Annotated in this window: 22 protein-coding genes; 19 read left to right on the top strand and 3 right to left on the bottom strand. The window is 62.6% G+C overall.

Going from position 1 to position 21451, the window contains the following annotated elements; translation table 11 throughout:
- Positions 1–126: 126 nt before the first annotated feature.
- From prfA to RUH64_RS06280, 14 genes are all read left to right on the top strand, one after another.
- Positions 127–1200 (top strand): peptide chain release factor 1, encoded by a 1074-nt coding sequence (gene prfA, locus RUH64_RS06345; protein WP_313812196.1) that lies wholly within the window; start codon positions 127–129, stop codon positions 1198–1200.
- Between the two features lie 11 nt (positions 1201–1211).
- The gene (prmC, locus tag RUH64_RS06340; protein ID WP_313812195.1) at positions 1212–2117 is read left to right on the top strand and encodes a peptide chain release factor N(5)-glutamine methyltransferase; all 906 of its coding nucleotides are present in this window, start codon (positions 1212–1214) and stop codon (positions 2115–2117) included.
- Positions 2118–2174: 57 nt separating this feature from the next.
- Entirely contained in the window at positions 2175–2909 is a 735-nt protein-coding gene (locus tag RUH64_RS06335; protein ID WP_313812194.1) for an L-threonylcarbamoyladenylate synthase, read from the top strand.
- Positions 2906–4033: an MraY family glycosyltransferase gene (locus RUH64_RS06330; protein WP_313812192.1), complete on the top strand. Its 1128-nt coding sequence runs from the start codon at positions 2906–2908 to the stop codon at positions 4031–4033. The genes RUH64_RS06335 and RUH64_RS06330 overlap by 4 nt, the downstream gene beginning before the upstream one ends.
- 157 nt (positions 4034–4190) lie before the next feature.
- Positions 4191–4625, top strand: coding sequence for a hypothetical protein (locus RUH64_RS06325; protein WP_313812190.1), 435 nt, complete (start codon positions 4191–4193; stop codon positions 4623–4625).
- A gap of 287 nt (positions 4626–4912) precedes the next feature.
- Positions 4913–5704 (top strand): F0F1 ATP synthase subunit A, encoded by a 792-nt coding sequence (atpB, locus tag RUH64_RS06320; protein ID WP_313812189.1) that lies wholly within the window; start codon positions 4913–4915, stop codon positions 5702–5704.
- Between the two features lie 108 nt (positions 5705–5812).
- On the top strand, positions 5813–6025 hold the full coding sequence (locus RUH64_RS06315) for an ATP synthase subunit C (protein ID WP_038990456.1): 213 nt from the start codon (positions 5813–5815) through the stop codon (positions 6023–6025).
- Between the two features lie 80 nt (positions 6026–6105).
- Positions 6106–6660 (top strand): F0F1 ATP synthase subunit B, encoded by a 555-nt coding sequence (locus RUH64_RS06310; RefSeq protein ID WP_313812183.1) that lies wholly within the window; start codon positions 6106–6108, stop codon positions 6658–6660.
- Positions 6660–7472, top strand: a complete 813-nt coding sequence (locus RUH64_RS06305; protein WP_313812182.1) for a F0F1 ATP synthase subunit delta — start codon at positions 6660–6662, stop codon at positions 7470–7472. Before RUH64_RS06310 ends, RUH64_RS06305 begins: the two co-directional genes overlap by 1 nt.
- A gap of 127 nt (positions 7473–7599) precedes the next feature.
- Positions 7600–9237: a F0F1 ATP synthase subunit alpha gene (gene atpA, locus RUH64_RS06300; RefSeq protein WP_313812180.1), complete on the top strand. Its 1638-nt coding sequence runs from the start codon at positions 7600–7602 to the stop codon at positions 9235–9237.
- 78 nt (positions 9238–9315) lie between these two features.
- Positions 9316–10209 (top strand): F0F1 ATP synthase subunit gamma, encoded by an 894-nt coding sequence (locus RUH64_RS06295; protein ID WP_313812179.1) that lies wholly within the window; start codon positions 9316–9318, stop codon positions 10207–10209.
- 36 nt (positions 10210–10245) lie between these two features.
- Complete coding sequence (gene atpD, locus RUH64_RS06290; RefSeq protein WP_313812178.1) at positions 10246–11694, top strand: F0F1 ATP synthase subunit beta; 1449 nt, start codon at positions 10246–10248, stop codon at positions 11692–11694.
- A gap of 2 nt (positions 11695–11696) precedes the next feature.
- Positions 11697–11969 (top strand): F0F1 ATP synthase subunit epsilon, encoded by a 273-nt coding sequence (locus RUH64_RS06285; protein ID WP_313812177.1) that lies wholly within the window; start codon positions 11697–11699, stop codon positions 11967–11969.
- 8 nt (positions 11970–11977) lie between these two features.
- Positions 11978–12406, top strand: coding sequence for a DUF2550 domain-containing protein (locus RUH64_RS06280; protein WP_313812176.1), 429 nt, complete (start codon positions 11978–11980; stop codon positions 12404–12406).
- 81 nt (positions 12407–12487) lie between these two features.
- Here the strand turns inward: RUH64_RS06280 and nagA are convergent, their stop codons facing one another.
- Together nagA and nucS are read right to left on the bottom strand one after the other, a co-directional pair.
- Positions 12488–13696: an N-acetylglucosamine-6-phosphate deacetylase gene (nagA, locus tag RUH64_RS06275; protein ID WP_313812174.1), complete on the bottom strand. Its 1209-nt coding sequence runs from the start codon at positions 13694–13696 to the stop codon at positions 12488–12490.
- A 9-nt stretch (positions 13697–13705) separates the two neighbouring features.
- On the bottom strand, positions 13706–14401 hold the full coding sequence (nucS, locus tag RUH64_RS06270) for an endonuclease NucS (RefSeq protein WP_313812172.1): 696 nt from the start codon (positions 14399–14401) through the stop codon (positions 13706–13708).
- 59 nt (positions 14402–14460) lie between these two features.
- On the opposite strand from nucS, the gene RUH64_RS06265 reads away from it, so the two are divergent.
- The gene (locus RUH64_RS06265) at positions 14461–14814 is read left to right on the top strand and encodes a hypothetical protein (RefSeq protein ID WP_313812171.1); all 354 of its coding nucleotides are present in this window, start codon (positions 14461–14463) and stop codon (positions 14812–14814) included.
- 10 nt (positions 14815–14824) lie between these two features.
- Here the strand turns inward: RUH64_RS06265 and RUH64_RS06260 are convergent, their stop codons facing one another.
- A complete protein-coding gene (locus tag RUH64_RS06260; protein WP_313812169.1) occupies positions 14825–16117 on the bottom strand; it encodes an AI-2E family transporter in 1293 nt (430 codons plus the stop codon).
- Positions 16118–16362: 245 nt separating this feature from the next.
- Between RUH64_RS06260 and RUH64_RS06255 the strand changes: the two genes are divergently transcribed.
- From RUH64_RS06255 to RUH64_RS06240, 4 genes are all read left to right on the top strand, one after another.
- A complete protein-coding gene (locus RUH64_RS06255) occupies positions 16363–18051 on the top strand; it encodes a hypothetical protein (RefSeq protein ID WP_313812167.1) in 1689 nt (562 codons plus the stop codon).
- A gap of 4 nt (positions 18052–18055) precedes the next feature.
- Positions 18056–18967: a tetratricopeptide repeat protein gene (locus tag RUH64_RS06250; RefSeq protein ID WP_313812166.1), complete on the top strand. Its 912-nt coding sequence runs from the start codon at positions 18056–18058 to the stop codon at positions 18965–18967.
- A 127-nt stretch (positions 18968–19094) separates the two neighbouring features.
- On the top strand, positions 19095–19853 hold the full coding sequence (locus RUH64_RS06245; RefSeq protein WP_313812165.1) for an ABC transporter ATP-binding protein: 759 nt from the start codon (positions 19095–19097) through the stop codon (positions 19851–19853).
- Positions 19835–21400: a transporter gene (locus RUH64_RS06240; RefSeq protein ID WP_313812164.1), complete on the top strand. Its 1566-nt coding sequence runs from the start codon at positions 19835–19837 to the stop codon at positions 21398–21400. The genes RUH64_RS06245 and RUH64_RS06240 overlap by 19 nt, the downstream gene beginning before the upstream one ends.
- Positions 21401–21451: the final 51 nt, after the last annotated feature.

Raw genomic sequence — 21451 nt, 5'->3', positions numbered from 1 at the left:
ATCGGCGCGTCGGCGTTGCCACTGCCATGCAGATCACGCCAGCACGCTCGCAGCGTGCCTCAGATTTAGCCGTAGAATTTAATTCGGCCACCACCGGTTCCGCGTAGACAAAGGAAGAGCTACACCATGTTTGAATCCGTCAAGTCGCTACTTGAGGAGCACGCCGCGATTCAGGCGCAGCTCTCCGATCCTGCGGTCTACGCCGACCAGTCCCTGGCCCGCAAGCTCGGCCGCCGCTCGGCACAGCTGAACGGCATCGTCGAAGCCTACAACAAGTGGAACACCGCCACCGAAGATCTGGAAGCCGCCAAGGAGATGGCCGACGAAGACCCGGACTTCGCCGAAGAGGTCGAAACCCTGACCGCCGAACTGCCGGCGTTGGAGGAGAAGCTGCGCCGCCTGCTGATCCCGCGCGACGAGAACGACGGCCGCAACGTGATCCTCGAAGTCAAGGGCGGTGAAGGCGGCGACGAGGCCGCGCTGTTCGCCGCCGACCTGCTGCGCATGTACACCCGCTACGCGGAGCACAAGGGCTGGAAGGTGGAGATGATCTCCTACAACGAGTCCGACCTGGGCGGCTACAAGGATGCTCAGGTGGCCATCAAGGGCTCGTCCAACGACCCCGCCGAGGGCGTCTACGCCCACCTGAAGTTCGAGGGCGGCGTGCACCGCGTACAGCGCGTGCCGGTCACCGAATCTCAGGGCCGCATCCACACCTCCGCCGCCGGCGTGCTGGTGCTGCCGGAGGTCGACGAGCCCGAAGAGGTGGAGATCCACCAGAACGACCTGAAGATCGACGTCTACCGCTCCTCGGGCCCGGGCGGCCAGTCGGTGAACACCACCGACTCAGCGGTGCGCATCACCCACCTGCCCACCGGCATCGTCGTGGCCATGCAGAACGAGAAGTCGCAGATCCAGAACCGCGAAGCGGCCATGCGCGTGCTGCGTTCGCGCCTGCTGGCCCACCAGCAGGAGCAGATCGACGCGGAGAACTCGGCCCAGCGTGCCAGCCAGATCCGCACCATGGACCGCTCCGAGCGCATCCGCACTTACAACTACCCGGAAAACCGCATTGCGGACCACCGCACCGGCTACAAGGCCTACAACCTGGACGCGGTGATGGACGGCGACCTGCAGCCCGTCATCGAATCCTGCATCCAAATGGACGAGGAAGAGCGCCTGGCCGCGCTGGGCGAGTAGCCGGCCGGCCCATGGCCCCGGATATCAGCACCGTCGGCGGCGCACCCTCGCAGGGCGCCTCGGCGTTCCAGATCGCAGCGCTGCGCCGCGCGGGCATTGCCCAGCTTGCCGCCGCCTCGGTGCCCAGCCCGATGGCGGACGTCGACCTGCTGGCCTGTTTCGTGCTGGGCATCGAACGGGCGGAACTCAAGCTGCGTGAACTGCGCGGCGAGAGCTTCAGCGCCTTCGAGGCGGCGAAGTTCAACGACCTGCTCGCCGCCCGTGCCACGCGCATCCCGCTGCAGCACCTGACCGGGCAGGGCTACTTCCGCTACCTCACGCTCAAGGTTGGCCCCGGGGTCTTTTCACCGCGCCCAGAAACCGAAAGCGTGGTGCAGGTGGGGCTCGACTTCCTGGCTGAGCAGCGGCTGGAGAACCCGCGCTGTGTGGATTTGTGCTCCGGCTCCGGCGCCATCGCCGCGGCCCTTGCCACCGAGGCCAAAAACTCAACCGTGTGGGCCGTGGAGCTCTCCGACGATGCCATCGGCTACACCCGGGCCAACTGCGAACCGCTGGGTGTCAAGGTGCTGCATCAGGACGCGGCGGACCTTCCCGCTGCGCTGGAAGGCACGATGGACCTGGTGGTTTCCAACCCGCCCTACATCCCGCCCAACGCGGTGCCGCGTGAACCGGAGGTGCGCGAGCACGACCCTCAGATGGCGCTCTACGGACTGGGGGAGGACGGCCTGCAGATTCCCCGGGCCATCACCGCGCAGGCAATGCGGCTGCTGCGCCCCGGCGGCCTGTTTGTGATGGAGCATGCAGAGGTCCAGGAGCACTCCGCGGCCCAGCTACTGCGCGATGCGGGCTTCATCTCGATTGCCGGGCACCAGGACCTGACAGGCAGGGCCCGATCCACCAGCGGCATGGCCCCCTAGGAATCCCGCCCGCGCGATAAACCACGAACTAGCAACAGCACATGAAAGAATGAACCCGTGAGCACACGATTTTTGGTCAGCAACGAGCAGGAACATGCAGACGGCCTCGCCGCCGCGCGTCAGGCGCTGTCGGCGCAGCGCTGCATCGTCCTGCCCACCGACACTGTGTACGGGATCGGCGCGGACGCGTTCAGCGCCCAGGGCGTGGCCATGCTGCTGGCGGCCAAGGGCCGCAGCCGCATGATGCCGCCGCCGGTATTGATTTCGCAGATTGCGACGATGGACGGGTTGGCGCGCGACGTTCCCGACGACGCCCGCAAGCTGGCCGAGGCCTTCTGGCCCGGCGCGCTGACCCTGATTTTGCTGGCACAGCCCTCGCTGACCTGGGATTTGGGGGAGACCCGCGGCACCGTGGGGCTTCGTGTCCCCAACGACCAGAGCGCACTTGACCTGTTGGCGGTCACCGGCCCGCTGGCAGTTTCTTCGGCAAATCGCACCGGGCAGCCGGCTGCCACCACTGCCGATGAGGCCATGGAACAGCTGGGTGATTCGGTCGACGTCTACCTGGACGGCGGCTCCCGCGGCGCCGATGGGCAGGAAGTGCTGCCCTCCACCATCATCGACTGCACCTCAGAGCAGCTGCGTGTGGTGCGTTCCGGCGCCATCGGCATCGATGAACTGCGCGTTGTCGTGCCGCAGATCCTAGATCTGGGCGAAGAACCTGCCGCTGCACCCGCCGACGACTCCGACTCGCAGCAGTCAGATCAGGACGCTGCTGGCCAGGACGCATGAGAAGCTATGTCATCCTGATCGCATTCAGCTTTGCGGTCTCCTATCTGCTCACCCCCGTCGTGCGTTCGGTGGGTGAGCGGTTTACCATCGGGCAGCAGGTTCGCGCGCGCGATCAGCACAAGAGCCCCATAGTTAAATTCGGCGGCGTGGCGATCATCGCCGCGTTTTTGGCCGGACTTGCGCTGGCGAGCCAACTGAGGTTCTTCACCGGGATTTTTAACAGCCCGCAGCCGATCATCGGCATCGTCATGGCCCTGCTGGTGATTCTGATCCTGGGACTGGCCGACGACATGTTCGACCTGCGCTGGTACGTGAAGCTCGCGGCGCAGATCATGGTCGGCCTGATCATCTCCACCAATGGCATCCTCATTCAGTCCCTGCCCGTGGGCTCGTGGGAGATCGACTACAAGTGGCTACAAATACTGGTCACTGTATTTTTGATCGTGCTCACGATGAACGCCATCAATTTCTCCGATGGGCTCGACGGGCTTGCCGCAGGTTTGGCGGCCATCGGGGCTGCAACCTTCTTCGTCTATTCCTACGTCCTGGCAACACATGTCAGCGCGGAGGACTACGCCAACATCGGTGCGCTTTTGTGCTGCCTGTTGCTCGGCGCCTGTCTGGGATTCCTGCCGCATAATTTCAACCCTGCAAACATCTTCATGGGCGAAACGGGCGTGCTGTCCATCGGCCTGATCCTATCGGTCTCGGCGATCGCGGTCACCGGCGACGTGCAGGGACTTGAGGCCCAGCGTTTCCGGAACATCCCGGCCTACATGCCGATGCTGCTGCCCATGGTCATCGTCTTCCTACCAGTTCTAGACCTTGTGCTCTCGGTATTCCGACGACTCGCCAACAAACGCTCTCCGTTCTCACCGGATGCCAAGCACATCCACCACAAGATGCTTGCCCAGGGCCACTCGGTGCGCAGGGCGGTCATATTGCTTTATATTTGGGCCGGAACCATCGCGGTGACTGTGGTCTCCATCGCATTTATCCCGGTCGAACTGGTGCTGCCAATTGCACTGGTTTTGTTCTTCGGCGTTGCTCTGGCTACGTGGAAACCGCTGGTGACCGAGCGCTGGAGCGCCCTAAAAACAAAGCTGGGCAAAAAGGCCAGCTGAAAGCACCGACGGTCGAGTCCGACATTCTCTTCTATCTCGTGTAGAATTCAATATGGATCTACTTCCTGGGCGTTGTCGCCATGTGGAAGTTTTGAGTTTCATCAGCATCGATGGGTGCACGATGGTCGATCGAGATAGACGAAGAAAGGATGCGGACTTGGCTTCTGGTTCTGCCCGCGTCAGTGCTTCGTCTGCGCCGAAGTCCATCTGGCTGCCGATTCTAGGCCTGTCATTGGTGTACTCGATCATTGCGAGCTTGGCCTTTTTCCTGATTTCTTGGCTGATCGCAGATCTTGAGTACGCACTCTCCGGGGCTTTGGCCGCCGGAATGGTTATTGGCTTTTTTGCTATTGGCATCCTCATCGCCGAAGCTGCCGGACGAATCCGCCGTTCGTGGGCCATGCCCGCGTTTTTGGCTGTATTCGTCGTCAAGGTCTTCGGCATCGCCTTCGTTCTGTTGAACCTGGGGTTGCCCGCTTGGGTTGACCGTCAGGGTTTCGTACTTGCAGCAGCTATTTCTCTCGTTGCCTGGCAGGTCGGAGAGGTCCGTGCCTTCATGAAGGCACGTCTTGCGATCTACAACGAGGATTAGGTCTAGCTCTGTGGCAAATATGCCAAAGAGATGCTGTGAGTTTGATAAGCTTACTAACGGGTCATTTTCGGCCGTGCGCATAATCGCGCGTAGTTGAATCGGAATTCATCTTCAGGGGGACCTGAGGATGGCACTCTATCAGAGTTGATGCATTTGCTGGCAACTCTGAGGGTTGCCCGTTTTGATCTTTTCTTCACACGGTGAAAGGCAGTTACCGCCAGTCACCACCTTTTGCCCGTGACCGTTACTGCAGAGAGGACAGCGCGTTGCTCGCGTTTGCGCTCCCAATGGCCTCAGAAGAAGGCGGCTTCGTGCCGCCGACCGTGTCCGATACTCACCTCCCGGAGATTTACCCGTGGTTGGCTGAATACGGTACGGGTTTCGGCAAGCAGATGCTCATGATCGTACTCTCGATCGTGCTCATCACTTGGTTCTTCACCGTCGCCATCAAGAACCCGAAGCTGGTTCCAGGCAAGATGCAGTACATCGCTGAATCCGGTTACGCATTCGTGCGTAACGGCATTGGCCGCGACATCATCGGCGAGAAGAACTTCCGTCCATGGGTTCCTCTGCTGTTCGCGACCTTCTTCTTTGTACTGCTGAACAACCTCTTCGGTGCAATTCCGTTCCTGCAGCTTCCATCGTTCTCACACGCTGGTTCTGCATATGCGATGGCAATCATCATCTACGGCACCTGGATTGCCGTAGGCCTGAAGAACCACGGTATCCGCTACTTCAAGCTGGCCGTTGTTCCGTCCGGTGTTCCGGGCTGGATCATGCCGCTGATGATTCCGTTGGAAATCATTTCAAACTTCATCGTTCGCCCGCTGACGCACTCGCTGCGTTTGATGGCAACGATGCTGGCTGGTCACATGATCGTGATGCTGGCTGCCGCCGGCGCACGCTACCTGATCGTGGTTCAGGACAACTTGGCCATGAACGGCCTTGGCGTACTGATCATTGCCGGCTCGGTAGCGATGTACTTCTTGGAACTGTTGATCATGGTTCTGCAGGCGTTCGTTTTCGCCCTGCTGACCGCGATCTACATCCAGGGTGCTATCGACGCCGACGCCCACTAAGCCATATCTTCGTCACTTCCAACCATCAAAGTTCTTCCTTGAGCTTCTCAAGGAATACCTCACAACCTACCGGCAAGAAGGTCGGTATCTTGAAAGGAACATAATCACATGTTGCACGGCTCCCTGAATATGATCGGCTACGGCCTGGCTGCTATCGGTTCGGCCATCGGCGTGGGTCTGATCTTCGCCGCTTACATCAACGGTGTTGCTCGTCAGCCAGAGGCTCAGCGTATTCTGCAGCCAATCGCCATGCTGGGCTTCGCCCTTGCTGAAGCACTGGCCATCCTGGGCCTGGTCTTCGCCTTCGTCGTCGGCGCCTAGTCTTTTCGCAACTGTAGTGGCCTCGCCACTATCGCGAGGCAGACACACAAGCGAAAACTAGTAGATAAGGAAAAGTGAGAATGAACAGCACTGACTTCATCCTCGCTGCGAGCGAATCGGCAAACCCGCTGTTGCCAAACCCGTGGGAAATTCTCGTCACGGGCGTTGGTTTCGCGGTCCTTTTGTTCATCGTCGTGAAGGTTATTGCTCCGAAGTTTGAGCAGTCCTACGAAGATCGCGTCACCGCGATCGAAGGTGGCTTGGAAAAGGCCGAGGCTGCGCAGAAGGAAGCAGAGGAGACCTTGGCACAGTACAAGGCCCAGCTTCTGGAAGCCCGCACCGAGGCAAACCGCATCCGCGAGGATGCTCGTAGCGAAGGTGCTCAGATCCTTGCAGATCTGAAGACCAAGGCAACTGATGAGGCTACTCGTATCACCGAGCAGGCTCAGCGTCAGATCGAGGCCGAGCGCACCGCCGCTCTGTCTTCGCTTCGCACCGACGTGGGCACCTTGGCCACCGAGCTTGCAAGCAAGATTGTTGACGAAGCTCTGAAGGACGATGCCCGTGCACAGCGCGTGGTTGATCAGTTCCTGAACGATTTGGAAGCTCAGCAGAACGCAGGTGCATCGAACTAATGGCAAGTGTATCGAGCGAGTCATTGGCAAAGGCTTTGGAGTTCGCTGAACCCAAGCTGGCACAGGCATCAATTGAGCTGCCGAAGGAACTGTTCGCGGTCCTGGAAGTACTGGATGCAAATGCCGGTCTTCGCCGAGCATTGACTGACCCAGCCCGTGAAGCCGCCGAAAAGGCAAGCCTGTTGGCACAGCTGTTGCGTGGAAAGGTTTCGGCAGACACCGAGGCCATCGTCGCCCAGCTGGCTTCCACCCGCTGGAGCTCGGAACGCGACATTAGCGATGCGCTCGAAACGCTGGGTGTCACTGCGGTGACCGCAGTGGCCGAGCAGCAGGACGGGCCTTCGGGGCTGGCCAAGCTGGAGCAGGATCTGTTCTCCTTCATCGATGTAGTTCGTTCAAACCACGAACTGCAGCGTGCGTTGGATGATGCGCAGGCCCCAGCCGAGGCAAAGAGCGCTCTGGCGCTCAAGCTCGTGCCCAACGCGTCGAAGGCCTCGCAGGCGTTGATTTCCCAGGCAGTTTCCGCCCCCCGCGGGTTGAAGCCGGTAACCCTGGTTGAGCGCTTCGTTGAACTGGTAGCCAAGCGCCAGCAGCGCTGGATCGCCTCGGTGACCAGCACTGTCCAGCTTTCGCAGGCACAGCTATCGCGTCTTGAGACCAGCTTGAACAAGATCTACGATCGCAAGCTGAAGCTCAACGCCACCACCGATCCATCGCTGGTCGGTGGCCTGGTCGTGAAGGTTGGCGACGAAGTTGTCGACGCTTCCGTGGCATCTCGTGTGGCCGAGTTGCGCCGCGCCCTGGCTGGCTAGGACTTTCTTTTCAGGCCGTGAGGCTCGAAGGGACAAGTCCTGGCCCGTCAGGACCACCACAGACTTCATTCACATCGATTCATCGCAATTACCGGTGGATCACAATTTAGGAGAGCAGGGACTGCAGATGGCCGATTTGACCATCAACGCTGACGACGTCCGTAATGCCCTAAACGAGTTCGCATCATCCTACGAACCGGGCAAGGCATCGCGTACCGAAGTGGGTCGCGTTATCACCGCGAGCGACGGCATCGCAAAGGTGGAAGGCCTTCCTTCCGTCATGGCTAACGAGCTGCTGAAGTTCGAAGACGGCACCCTGGGCCTGGCCCAGAACCTCGACACCCGTGAAATCGGTGTCGTTGTGCTCGGCGACTTCACCGGCATCGAAGAAGGCCAGAAGGTAGAGCGCACCGGCGAGATCCTCTCGGTTCCAGTCGGCGACGCCTTCCTCGGCCGCGTGGTCGACCCACTGGGTGAGCCACTGGACAACCTGGGCCCAATCGAAGCCGAAGGCCGCCGCGCCCTCGAACTTCAGGCACCAGGCGTAACCGAGCGCAAGTCGGTTCACGAACCACTTCAGACCGGCATCAAGGCAATCGACGCCATGATCCCGATCGGCCGTGGCCAGCGTCAGCTGATCATTGGCGACCGCCAGACCGGTAAGACCGCAATTGCCGTCGACGCCATCTTGAACCAGCGCGACAACTGGGCCACCGGCGACCAGACCAAGCAGGTTCGCTGCATCTACGTAGCAGTTGGTCAGAAGGCATCGACCATCGCAGCTGTTCGTCAGACCCTTGAAGAGCAGGGCGCACTGGAGTACACCACCATCGTGGCATCACCAGCATCCGACCCAGCAGGCTTCAAGTACCTGGCACCATACGCAGGTTCGGCCATTGGCCAGCACTGGATGTACGGCGGCAAGCACGTTCTGATCGTGTTTGATGACCTGTCCAAGCAGGCTGAAGCCTACCGCGCCGTGTCGCTGCTGCTGCGCCGTCCGCCAGGACGCGAAGCATACCCAGGTGACGTCTTCTACCTGCACTCCCGTCTGCTTGAGCGTTGTGCAAAGGTTTCGGACGAGCTCGGTGCAGGTTCGATGACCGGTCTGCCGATCATCGAAACCAAGGCAAACGACGTTTCGGCCTTCATTCCGACCAACGTCATCTCCATCACCGACGGCCAGATCTTCCTGCAGTCGGACCTGTTCAACGCCAACCAGCGTCCAGCCGTCGACGTGGGTGTCTCCGTTTCCCGCGTGGGTGGCGCCGCTCAGGTCAAGGCAATGAAGAAGGTCTCCGGTACCCTAAAGCTTGAATTGGCTCAGTACCGAGACATGCAGGCTTTCGCCATGTTCGCTTCGGACCTGGATGCCGCTTCCAAGCAGCAGCTGACCCGTGGTGCACGTCTGATGGAACTGCTCAAGCAGGGCCAGTACCAGCCGTACGCCGTCGAGGATCAGGTTGTTTCCGTGTGGGCCGGTACCAACGGCTACCTGGACGATGTTCCTGTGGAAGACGTACTGCGCTTCGAGCGCGAGTTCATCGACTACCTGCGTCACCGCACCGAGGTTCTGACCGTTCTGGCTCAGACCGGCAAGCTGGAGGACGAGACCGTTGAAGCACTGAAGGCCGGCGTCGCCGACTTCAAGGCTGGCTTCTTCGGCCAGGGCGACGACCAGCTGGTTGCAGCCGGCCACGAAGAGCACTCAGCTCTGGATGCCGAGTCCGTTGACCAGGAACAGATCGTCAAGCAGAAGCGCTGACAATTTCCATAACGTTTAGGGGTACGGCGTCAGCGATGGCGCCGCACCCCAAACGTTGGGAATAAGGAAAGGACACACATGGGAGCCCAGATTCGGGTCTACCGCCAGAAGATTGCCTCGACCTCGTCGATGCGCAAGATCTTCAAGGCGATGGAACTGATCGCTGCATCCCGCATCGGCAAGGCACGTACCCGTGTCGCGGCTTCGCTGCCGTACGCCAATGCGATCACCCGTGCAGTTACCGCCGTCGCGTCCCAAGCCGATGTTGAACACCCGCTGACCACCGAGTCGGACAATGTCCGTCGCGCGGCAGTGCTGGTGATGACCTCGGACCGAGGACTTGCCGGGTCCTACTCCGCCAGCGTTCTGAAGCAGGCAGAGCACCTCGTGGAACTCCTGCGTGAAGAAGGCAAGGAAGTCAAGACCTACTTGGTCGGCCGCAAGGCTCAGGCTTACTTCGACTTCCGTTCGCGCGAGTACGCCCGAGTGTGGACCGGGAACACCGATTCCCCGCATTTTGAAACCGCACGCGAGCTGCGCGAAATCCTCCTAGAGGACTTCGCTACCGATTACGAGCAGGGTGGCGTGGACGAGATCCACGTCGTATACACCCAGTTCAAGTCGATGGTCACGCAGGAACCGACGGTTATCCGTCTGTTGCCGTTGGAGGTTGTCGAGGAAGAGACCGAGACTCCAACCGACGAACTGTTGCCACTGTACGAATTCGAGCCGTCGCCGGAGGAAGTGCTGGATGCACTGCTGCCGCGTTACATCGATTCGCGTCTGTTCAACGCCCAGCTGCAGGCTGCGGCTTCGGAGCTCGCTGCACGTCAGCGCGCGATGAAGGCTGCAGGCGACAACGCCGGCGAATTGATCAAGAAGTACACGCGACTTCGTAACAACGCCCGTCAGGCTGAAATCACCCAGGAGCTTTCGGAAATCGTCGCCGGCGCAGACGCGCTGAACGACTAAGACCGAAGCCTTCCTACCAGACAAGAAGTGAGAAAGATGACTGCCCAACTCAACGAGCAGGTTACCGCAGGGGCCACCGGTCGTATTGCCCGCGTGATTGGCCCGGTCGTGGACGTCGAGTTCCCTGCCGATGCAATGCCTGCAATCTACAACGCACTCACCGCTGAGCTGACCCTCAACGGTGAAACCAAGAAGATCACCTTCGAGACCAGCCAGCACCTCGGTGACAACCTGGTCCGCGCCGTGTCCCTTCAGGCCACCGACGGCCTGGTTCGCGGCACCCAGGTGACCGATACCGGCGCTGCCATCTCCGTCCCTGTGGGCGACGGTGTCAAGGGCCACATCTTCAACGTGCTGGGCGACGCCCTGGACGTTGACAACTCGGAGATCCAGGTCACCGAGCGCTGGCCGATCCACCGCCAGCCACCGAAGTTCGCAGACCTTGAGGGCTCGACCGAGATGCTGGAAACCGGCATCAAGTCCATCGACCTTCTGACCCCTTACATCAAGGGCGGCAAGATTGGTCTGTTCGGCGGCGCAGGCGTGGGTAAGACCGTGCTGATCCAGGAAATGATCACCCGTGTGGCACGCAACTTCGGTGGTACCTCGGTATTCGCCGGTGTTGGCGAGCGCACCCGTGAAGGTAACGACCTCTGGGTCGAAATGGACGAAGCCAACGTTCTGAAGGACACCGCCTTGGTGTTCGGCCAGATGGATGAGCCACCTGGAACCCGTCTGCGCGTGGCACTGTCCGCTCTGACCATGGCGGAGTACTTCCGCGATGTGCAGAACCAGGACGTGCTGCTGTTCATCGACAACATCTTCCGCTTCACCCAGGCCGGTTCCGAGGTGTCGACCCTTCTGGGCCGCATGCCTTCCGCCGTGGGCTACCAGCCGAACCTTGCCGATGAGATGGGCCTGCTTCAGGAACGCATCACCTCGACCAAGGGCCGTTCGATCACCTCGATGCAGGCAGTTTACGTGCCTGCGGATGACTACACCGACCCGGCTCCGGCAGCGACCTTCGCCCACCTGGATGCAACCACCGAACTGTCGCGTGAAATCGCGTCGCGTGGTCTGTACCCGGCAATCGACCCGCTGACCTCGACCTCGCGCATCCTGGATCCGCAGTACATCGGTCAGGACCACTACGACGTGGCTATCCGCGTCAAGGGCATCCTGCAGAAGAACAAGGAACTTCAGGACATCATCGCCATCCTCGGCATCGACGAGCTGGGCGAAGAGGACAAGATCGTCGTGGCACGTGCACGCCGCATCCAGCAGTTCCTGTCCCAGAACACCTACACTGCAAAGCAGTTCACCGGTGTCGAGGGTTCGACCGTTTCCATCAAGGACACCATCGAAGGCTTCAAGGCCATTTGCGATGGCGACCTGGACCACATTGCAGAGCAGGCGTTCTTCAACGTCGGTGGTTTGGACGACGTAGAGCGTCAGTGGGCTGAAATCCAGAAGGCCAGCAAGTAACGATGGCCGAACTTCAGATTGAAATCGTAGCCGCCGACCACTTCGTGTGGTCCGGCGCTGCGAAGAAGCTGATCAAGGCTCGCACGGTCAACGGCGAGATCGGTGTTCTGCCCGGTCACGTTCCGACCCTGGCTGTGCTAGCCGCAGGCGATCTGGAAATCGAACCGGTTTCCGGATCCCGCTTCACGGTCCAGATCGACGGGGGCTTCCTCTCCGTTGATTCTGACCGCGTGGTCATCGTCGCCGACAACGCTGTGCTCGAAAACGCAGCGTAGGCGATGAATTGATTGAGATAACCGCACCAGTTCTCATAGCGCTGCTGGTTCTTGCCTGCATCGTGATGTTCTTTGGCGCCATGGCCGTGCGCCACATTCAATTGCGGCGCACGCTGGGCACCTTCGACGCCAGCATTCTCACGCCCAAGGGCAAGTGGATGATGGTCATCGGCCGCTACGGCGGAGGACATGTAGACCTGTTGCGGTTTTTCTCTGTCTCGCCCATCCCAAGTTTCGTGATTGAACGCCGCGGGCTGGATATCTCCGGGCGGCGGCAACCAGACGACCACGAGGCACAGATGATCCCCCCGGGGTTCATCATCGTAGAACTTGTCCGGGCCGAGCAGCCGCTGCTGCTGGCCATGGACTACCGGGACTACACCGGGTTCTCTTCGTGGTTGGAGGCCGGCCCGATCGCCGGCTCCTGGCAAATCTAGCCGCTGAAACCTCAAAATCCCGCTTCATCCTCCGAGTACGGAGGACGAAGCGGGATTTTTTGTGCGCCGACGCGCAATATTCTAGAGCAGCTCGCCCTTGCGGAAGGTTTGCACGAGGTTCAAGTCCTGATCGAGGACCAGCACGTCGGCGGCGAACCCATAGTGCAGCGAGCCTACCTCGTCGGCCAACCCGATCAACGAGGCGGGGTTGACGGTGGCAGCGTAGATCGCCTGCACCAGCGGCACCCCGCTGGCGACGACGGTGCGGACGATATCCAGCAGCGTCGAAGTGCCGCCCGCCAGCGAATTGTCCTTGGCAAGCCGCGCCTGTCCCTGGGCGACGACGACCTCCTGCGGTCCCAGCGAGTACTGTCCGTCGGCCAGACCCGTCGCGGCCATGGAGTCGCTGACAAGAATGACCCCGCGGGCGCGGGCAATGTTGAAGACCAGTCGAATGGTCTCGGGGGAAAGGTGCACCCCATCGGCGATGAGCTCAAGCAGCGCATCATCCTGGCGGGCCAGCTCCAAGGAGGCACCCACCGGGCCCGGTTCGCGGTGATGCAGCGAAGGCATCCCATTGAACAGGTGGGTGACGGTGGGCTTTTCGGTGAAGCCGTCGACGCCGGCGCTGCGCAGCTGCTCCCGGGCAAAGCGCAGGGAATCGGCGGCGACCTGATAGGAAGCGTTGGAGTGGCCCAGCGAAGGGACTATGCCGTAGGCGACCAGCTGGCTGATCAGCTCCTCGGTGCCGGCAAGTTCGGGGGCATAGGTCATGGTGCGCAGCTGGCCGCGGCTGGCGGCCATGAGCTCGTCGACGAACTCTGGCTGCGGGTCGGAGAGGAAGCGCGGATCCTGGGCCCCGCAGCGGTCCTGGGAGAGGAACGGCCCCTCCGCGTGGATGCCGGCGATCTGTCCAGCCTCCGCAAATTCCGCTAGGATCTCGGCTGCCTCGATCATCGATCCGCGTTCGGCGGTGACCAGCGAGGCCAGCAGCGTGGTGGTGCCGGCGCGGTGCAGGAAGCGCAGAGCTTCGCCCACGCTCTGGTGCTCCGGGGCGGCGAAATCGGCGCCCACCGCGCCATGGCAGTGGATGTCGATCAACCCCGGGGTGAGGATGGCGCCCTGAGGCACCGGGTGCTCTACAAATTCCTCGGCATCATCGAGCAGCAGGAAGTCGTCCTTGTTGCCGGCGAAGCGGATGCGGTCGCCGTCGATGGCCAAAGCGCCATCGGTGAGCTTGAGCCCATCGGAGACCAGGGTGGCGAACATTACTAAGCGCGTAGCAGTCATGACTACAGCTTAGAAGAGTCGGCCCGCCGAGTCATCGACTCCGCGCATTGCGTCGTAATCCAAGGTGAGGCAGCGGATGCCGCGGTCCTCGGCCAGGGTGCGCGCCTGCGGCTTGATCTGCTGGGCTGCGAACACGCCGGAGACCGGGCGCAGCAGCGGGTCGCGGTTGAGCAGCTCCAGGTAGCGGGTCAGCTGTTCCACGCCGTCGATGTCGCCGCGGCGCTTGAGCTCCACCGCGACCGTGGCGCCCGAACCGTCGCGGGCAAGGATGTCCACCGGCCCGATGGCCGTCATGTATTCGCGGCGGATGAGCTTGTGCCCGCTGCCCAGCAGTTCGATCTGCTCGGCCAGCAGGCGCTGCAGGTCGGCCTCCACGCCGTCCTTGATCAACCCCGGGTCGGTGCCCAGGTCATGGGCCGAGTCATGTTCGATGCTGTGGAAATTGATGGTCAGCTTGTCATCGGTCTTCGCGCTGGACACTGTCCAGGTGCTGGTGGCGCCCAGGGCCGCCGCGTCGTCGTCGGGAGCCACCTCCTGCAGGGATAACGGCGGGTTCATCCAGTTCAGCGGCTTGTAGCTGCCGCCGTCGGAATGGATGAGCACCGAGCCGTCGGCCTTGACCATGATCAGGCGGGTAGCCAACGGAAGGTGGGCCCGAAGCCGGCCCTCGTAATCTACTGAACACTTTGCAACCACTAAACGCACCCGACCCACTTTACTAGCTGGTTGTCCCTGCGGCCGGGCGATACGGCATGATTAATGACATGCCCCGTTCAAACCGCCCCCGCCGCAACTCCAAATCCCATGGATCATCGCGCAGCTACTCGACCGAGGACTTCGAGGCGCAGGCGGGGGAGCAGGAAGTGTGGATGCAGCGCGCCCGCTATGGCGTGGAAGTGCTGCAGGACGCCCCGGACGGGCAGTGGCACGTGCGCAAGGTGTCTGCGATGAACGCGCAGAAAATCTACACCTGCCCGGGCTGCCACCGGAACATCACCGTCGGCGTGGCGCACATCGTCGCCTGGCGCGCCGATCATTGGTCGGGGGACGACGCCTCCGCCGCGGCGCGCAGGCACTGGCATCCGCGCTGCTGGGAAACCCGCTCCTACAGGTACTAGACCTCGGCCGCTAGAGCCGGTCCTGGCGGGCGATGAACACCTCGCGCAGCAGGATCATGCCGCTGGCCGCCACGGGGATGGCCATCAGTGCGCCGGTCACCCCAGCCAAGGCGCCGCCGGCGATCACCGAGATCACCGCCACCGCACCGGGCACCGCCACGGCGCGCCGCATGATGCGCGGGGACACGAAGTACGCCTCCACCTGCAGGTAGCCGAAATAGCACAACGCGTAGATCAACGCGCTCTGCCACCCCAGCGAAAGACTCACGGCCGTCACCAGCAGGCCGGCGATGACCCCGCCCACCAGCGGGATGAAGGCGAGCAGGGCTACGACGAGGGTCAGCAGCGCCGCGAATGGCACCTTCAGGATCGACATCAGGATCAGCGCCACCAGGCAGTTCAGGAAGGCGACGGTGGCCTGCCCCATGACGTAGTTGCCCACCGAGCGGGTGATGCGGGTGGCCAATTCACCGACGCGTTCACGCTTGGAGCGCGGGGCGAGCCGCAGCCCGAAGCCCATGATCGTCGGCAGCGAGGCCAGGAAGTAGATCGCCAGCACCAGCACGATCAAAATGCCGAACATCGATTGTGCGACGGTCTGCGACACGCCCAGCACGCCGCCGAACACGTTGGTGATCGCGCCCGAATCGCCGAAGAAGCGGTTCACCTCGTCGTTGATGCGCTGGGTGAGGGCGTATTGCCGGTCGATCTGGACCAGCCATTCGCTGCCCAAAAAGTCGTTGACGTAGTTCGGCGCATAGGTGATGAAGTTCGTGATCTGCGTGACCAGCGTCGGAATGATCAGCGCCATGAACCCGCCGAAGATCGCGAGGATGCCGACCATGGTGGCGGTGACAGCCAGCGGCCGGCTCAGCCCCCTGGAGACCATCCAGCGCACGATCGGATCCAGCCCGAGCGCGATGAACAGCGCGATGGCGATCCAGGTCATCAGGGAGCCGACGTTCGTCAAGACGTAGAACCCGCCCAGGGCCAGACCGACGCCGATGGTTCCAAGGAAGCCCATGGAGATCGGATGCAGTGCCGCGATGGGCTCCGGTGCCTGGCCCGAAACTTCGGCGGGTTCATCGCCCAGCGCATTGCTGCGCCGTGGCGGGCTGAACAGGCTGTTCAGCCGCCGCGTGAACCGGCCGGGCCTGCGCGCCGCAGGATCTGCCGGTGCGCTGTCCGCGGCCGGGGCATCCTGTGTATTTGCCGCGTTGACGGGCGCCCCGACCTCGGGCTTGGTAGCTTCCTCGATGGGGCCGCTGTGCTGCAGCTCAGCATCGGTGGACGCATCGTGCACGATACCGTGGTGCGGCGTCGGGCGTTGAGGCTGCCCGCCGGTCGAGCCGGGTTCCTGCCGGTCGCGGGGCTGATCTGAGTGCATGGCACCGAGCATACCCGCGATGGTGCTGGGAGTGTGCTCAAAGACACCGCAGACCTGCCTGAAATGAGTCAGTTCACAGGTGCATTAAGGAACCATGCGCGGGGCACACTCGTTAGACTGGGGATAGTACAGCTGTGAGACGTAGGTAAATAGGTGAAATCGTGCGAAAAGTAATCTCCGTGATCGCGATGCTGCTCGGGGCTGTGGCCCTGGTGGTCGGCATCGGACAGAAGACCTTTTGGGCCCCGCCCGAAACGGTCACCGCTACCATGCCGCAACTTGACGGATCAGCCCCGTTGACCTTGATCGAATCAAGCGTGAACTCGGAAAACCTGGCCCCGGTCGAGCTGGTGATCTCCGGCGACGGAGAATTCACCGCATCCCTGGGCCGCAGCACCGATGTCGATGCCTGGGTGGACGACGCCGCCCACGTATCGGTGACCGGCATCGACACCGAGAACCACCAGATGCAGGCGAGCTTCGTGGACGGAAAGAAGGACGTGCCGAATCCCCAGGGCGCTGACATCTTCTACGATTCGCAGACCGCCGATGGCACCATGACCTACCGCTGGACCTCACCGGACGCCGGCGACTGGTCGCTGCTGCTGGCCGCCGACGGCAAGGCCGCCGCACCGACCAATATCTCGGTCACCTATGCAAATAATGCAGCCATGCCGCTGGCGCTGCCACTGATCATCGTCGGAGCCCTGCTGCTGGTCTTCGGCCTGGCGCTGCTGGTGATGCGCACCGGCAAGGCAAGCCCCGGCGCCCCGGCGTCGAAGTCGAACACCCAGCACTCCATTGCCGCCGCTGCGGTGGTCGCCCTCGCGGTGTCGGGCGTTGCGGTGCCGATGGCGCCAAAGGACGACGCCAGCGCCAGCCCCAGTGAAACCGCGGCCAGCGAAACAGCCGCCAGCGACTCACCGTCGGCCGACGAAAAGCAGGCTCCCGCAGAGTTCCCGTACCTGACCGAGGAGCAGCTTTCTCGTATCCTTGCCGACGTGCAGAAGCAGATCGGCAAGGCCGACGAGTCGCAGAACGCCACGGATCTCGACTCGCGTGCCGAAGGAGCCTTCAAGTACATCCGGTCCAGCCGCTATGACATCCTGAAGGACGACGTCAAGGTCAACAAGCCGCTGACCCTGAACACCTCGGTGCTGCGCTCCGCGGCAGTGCCGAACGACTCCGAGGCGAAGTTCCCGCGCGTGATCAGCGTCGTGACCGCCAAGGATTCCGACGCAGACACCCTGCCGATCGCGATGACCCTGCAGCAGGACAGCGCCCGCGACAATTACAAGGTCGTTTTCGCAGAGCAGATGCTGCCCGGCGCCAGCTTCCCGGGCATCGCCGTGGGAGATCCATCAATCAAGCAGCTCGACGCGGATGCCGAGGGCCTGCAGCAGACCCCCACCGAGGCCCTGGTAACGATGGCCGACGTGCTGACCAACGAAAAGTCCAAGAACAAGGACAAGTTCGCCGATTCGGAGTTCATCAAGGCGATCCACGCGGATCAGAAGTCCGAGTCCAAGGAAGCGAACGAGGCGAAGGTCAAGTACACCCGCACCGTCAACAACAACGACACCAAGGCGATTTCCACCCCGGATGGCGGCGCGATCGTCACCGGCAAGCTGACCCAGAAGGTAGTCTTCGAGCGCACCAAGGATGCAGATCCGCTCAAGGGAACCGATGATCTGACCCAGAAGCTGCTGGGCAAGTCGAGCTCCACCGGCGACGTGGAAATCACCTACGCGGAACCCGTCATGATCTACGTGCCTGCCGACGGTTCGGATGAGAAGATGCAGTTGATCGCCGCTGAGGTGGTACTGCTGGACGCCAAGGAAGTGAAGTAGCAACATGAGTGAAGAACCGACCATCCCATCATCCCGCGGCGCGGTGGACCTCAGTTCGCTGTCGTCCCACCAGCTGCAGGCCACCGATGCGAGCGCCCCCGCCTCGGCCAGCTGGACCATGCAGCTCGACGAGGGCTCCTTCCAGCAGTTCGTCGCGCTCTCACAGCGTGTTCCGGCCATTGTTTCGCTCGGTTCCCCGCGTGTGCAGGTGTCCGTGGATCTCGACGCGGCGCTGCGCCAGCTCGTCGACGCCCGCGCCGGTTCGCTGGTGCTGGGACTGGTCGACGCCGAGGCCTACCCGCAGATTGCCCAGGCCTTCCAGGCGCAGCAGATCCCCCTGGTGGTAGCGCTGGTCAATGGCCAGCCGGTGCCGCTGTTCCAGGGCCCGGCGGCGGCCGAACAGATCGAACAGGTCTTTGGTCAGCTGCAGCAGCTTGCGGTGCAGCAGGGGCTTGCCGGCACGGTTCCGCCATTCTCCGGCGAGGCGCAGGAGCAGCCTGCCCTGCCGCCGCTGCACCAGAAGGCGGTGGACGCGATCGACGAGGGCGACTTCGCCGCCGCGGAGGCAGCCTACCTTGAGGCGCTGAACGAGAAGCCCAACGACCACGAGGCACAGGTGGGGCTGTACCAGGTTCGCCTGCTCTCACGCACCCAGAACCTGGATTTGAACCAGGCGCGCGCGGCTGCCGCAGCAGATCCTCAGAACCTCGCGGCGCAGTTGGACGTGGCAGACCTCGACGTCGTCGGCGGCCACGTGGAGGATGCGTTCTCCCGTTTGGTCTCGCTGATCTCGCGCCTGGCCGACGACGACCGCGAGCGGGTGCGCCGCCGGTTGATTGAGCTCTACGCGGTGATCGGCAACAACGACCCGCGCGTGGCAGCCTCGCGGCAGAAGCTGGCCCGCGTCCTGTTCTAAGCAGGGCTGGCAACAGGTACGCAGCACGGCGCCGGTATTCCCATGGGAGCACCGGCGCCGTGTTGCGTTTAAGGATTAACTCCAAAGGATGATGCCTGCTGATTTGGGCGGTTGCTAATCTCTAGGTATGAATCCGATCGCGCTTGATATTCGCGCCCTGGCCAAGCAGTTTGGCGCCAAGGTAGCAGTAAACAACGTCAGCCTGCAGGTTCCGGCCGGCTCCTTCTACGGGCTGGTGGGCCCCAACGGCGCCGGCAAGACGACGATGCTGTCCATGGCCACCGGCCTGCTGCGTCCGGACGCCGGCAGCGCCGTGGTCAACGGCATCGACATTTGGAGCGACCCGCGCGCCGCCAAGCACACCCTGGGCGTGCTGGCCGACGGGGTGCGCCAATTCGACAGGCTCACCGGACGCCAGCTGGTTACCTATTCGGGGCTGCTGCGCGGCATGGACCGCGATCAGGTGCTGCAGCGCACCGAGGACCTGCTGCGCGTGATGGACCTGACGGACGACGGGGACAAGCTCGTCGTGGACTACTCCGCAGGCATGACCAAGAAGATTTCGCTGGCCACCGCCATGATCCATTCGCCCAAGCTGCTGGTGCTCGACGAGCCCTTCGAAGCGGTGGACCCGGTCTCCGCGGCGAACATCCGCGACATCCTCAACGACTACGTCAGCTTCGGCGGGACGGTCATCGTCTCCTCCCACGTGATGGACCTGGTCCAGCGCATGTGCACGCATGTGGCGGTCATCGCCGATGGCATGCTCAAGGCCCAAGGCACCGTGGACGAGGTCCGCGCCGGCCAGAGCCTGGAGGAGCGCTTTGTCGACCTGGTCGGCGGGCGCGGAACCAACGAGGGGCTGTCATGGTTGCACACATCTTAAGCCTGAAGCTGCTGCTGCTGCGCAACGGGTTCAAACGTTCCGTAGGCCAGCTGATCGGCGTGGTCATCGGCGGGCTCTACGCGCTGGGCATGATTCTCATGCTCGCCCTGGCCTGCTGGTTCACCGCCGAGCAGAACCCGTTCCCGGGGCAGCTGTCGATCCTGATCGGCTCCGTGGTGGTGCTGGGCTGGGCGTTGATTCCGCCGCTGCTCACCGGGGTGGACCTGACACTTGAACCCTCCCGCTTTGTCCACTTCGGCATCGACTCCAAGGTGCTGGGACCGGCGCTGGTGCTCGCGGGATTCATCTCCGTGCCGGCGCTGCTGACCATCTTGGGACTGCTCGCATCTGCCGGAATGTGGCGGCTGCAGCCCGGCGTGCTGCTGCTGGCGCTGCTGGCAAACCTTGCCACCGCCGTCACGGCGGTGCTGCTGTGCCAGTACCTGACGATCATGGCCACCGCGCTGCGTGCCAAGCGACGCTTCCGCGAACTGACCTTTGGCCTGCTGTTTTTGCTGCTGGTCTCGCTGGGCCCGCTGCTCAGCTCGGTCTTCGCCGCGGCCGAGTCCATCGGCGACTGGATCAACCCCATCTCCGCGGTGCTCGCGTACACCCCGCTCGGCGCCTTCGGAGCCCTGCCCGGGGCGCTGGCCGCGGGCGACATGCTTCAGCTTGGCATCAGCGCAGTGCTCGGTGTGGTGTACCTGGGTGGGCTGTACCTGCTGCTGGTGCGCGCCACCGGGGCGGCGACCGTGGCTCCGCCGCCACAGCAGCGCGCTGCGACTGCCCGCGGGCTCGGGTTTTTCAAGATGCTTCCCGCCACGCCGGTGGGCGCCGTCGCCGCCCGCGCCCTGACCTACTGGTTCAAAGACCCGCGCTATGCGATCAGCATTTTGATGGTGCCGATGCTGCCGCTGATCTTCTGGTTCGCCGGAAATCAGTCGGGCAGCTACACCATGATGTACTTTTTGGGCCCGCTGTTCGGCATCCTGCTCGGGTTCTCCATTTCCGCCGACGTCTCCTATGACAACACCGCCTTCGCACTGCACGTGCTGACAGGGGTGTCGGGGTTCGTCGACCGGGCTGGTCGCGTGGCCGCCTGCTTTATCGTCGGCATCATTCCGCTGCTGCTGGCAGCGATCCTGCCCGCGGTGCTCTCCGACCAGCTGTGGCGGCTGCCCGGCGACCTCGGGCTGTCGCTGGCTGCCTTCCTGGTGGCGCTGGGCGTCTCATCGGTGGCTTCGGCACGCTACACCTACGCGGTGGCGCTGCCGGGGGAGAATCCGATGAAGACGCCACCGGGCAATGGCCTGCGCATGGCGCTGACCCAGTTGGGCACCATGGGCGTGATGACGGTGCTGCTGATCCCCGTGGCGGTGCCCTTCGGCTTCTCTCTTGGCCTGCACTCGTTGACCCTGGGCCTTATCGCCCTGGGCGTCGGGATCGTGCTGGGCGTCGGACTGTTGATCTCCGGCATCGTGCTGGGCGGCAAGTGGTTTGAGAAGCGCGAGCCGGAGTTGTTCCAAGCGGTATTGCTCAACCGCTGAGGATCACTGCGAGGGGGCCGTCTGTTGTGGCAGACGGCCCCTTTGGCGTGC

It is taken from the genome of Glutamicibacter sp. (assembly GCF_032154645.1).
GTDB lineage: Bacteria > Actinomycetota > Actinomycetes > Actinomycetales > Micrococcaceae > Glutamicibacter.
Note: the sequence above shows the minus strand (reverse complement) of the source record. Positions and strands in the feature narration are given on the sequence as shown.